The organism is Pseudomonas sp. P5_B2, from assembly GCF_056400445.1.
On the sequence record NZ_JBFULH010001199.1, the window covers coordinates 1 to 871 of the forward strand.

Below are 871 nucleotides of genomic sequence, written 5' to 3' on the forward strand. Positions count from 1 at the left end.
GCAGGCAGTGATCAACCTGGATGTGGTCGCTCCAGCATCAGGTCTATCCATGGGACTGTTCTATGGTGCAGGTCTGGTATTCGGTGCCAGCGCCGCCGTCATCATCGTTTACGAACTCTACCTGGTGCTCTTCAACAAACACGGTGAAGACGAATGGGGGAGGGGCGAGGTCAGCGATATTGGCGAGGCAATTAAGCAGACTGCGCAACATAGCAATCCCGGGAGCACCCGCCCATGACTCTGGTTATTTTCCTGGGTTCGCTGCTCGGTACCATGGCTTTGGGTATACCGATTGCCTTTGCTTTACTGTTGGTCAGTGTGGCGTTGATGTTCCACCTGGATTTGTTCGACGCACAGATCATCGCGCAGAATTTGCTTAATGGCGCCGATAGTTTCCCTCTGATGGCCGTACCTTTCTTTATGTTAGCCGGCGAAGTCATGAATGCTGGTGGCCTGTCCAAGCGTATCGTCAATATTGCCATGGCGCTGGTCGGGCATAAGCGTGGCGGTCTTGGCTATGTGGCGATCATTGCCTCTTGCCTGCTTGCCTCGCTCTCCGGTTCAGCGGTAGCGGATGCTGCAGCGCTGGCGGCATTGATGGTGCCAATGATGGTACTGGCAGGGCATAACCGAGGTCGCTCGGCCGGATTGATAGCCGCCGGTGGCATCATTGCGCCTATCATCCCTCCGAGCATCGGTTTTATTGTCTTCGGCGTCGCGTCCGGAGTCTCTATCTCCAAGTTGTTTCTCGCAGGAATTGTGCCGGGCATCATGCTCGGTGTGGCGCTGGCTATCGCTTGGTGGTTTATCTCACGTAGCGAGAATGTCGAGACGCCACCCAAGCGTTCGCGTGCCGAAGTGCTGCGTACAT

The 871-nt window shown here is 55.8% G+C and carries 1 protein-coding gene and 1 pseudogene; both read left to right on the top strand.

Annotated features, from left to right (window positions below):
* Window positions 1-238: pseudogene (locus AC1DRJ_RS30175) on the top strand (TRAP transporter small permease); the annotation flags it as partial.
* A partial coding sequence (locus tag AC1DRJ_RS30180) for a TRAP transporter large permease subunit (protein ID WP_477805338.1) occupies window positions 235-871 on the top strand: 637 nt, incomplete at its 3' end. The pseudogene AC1DRJ_RS30175 and the gene AC1DRJ_RS30180, both read left to right, overlap by 4 nt.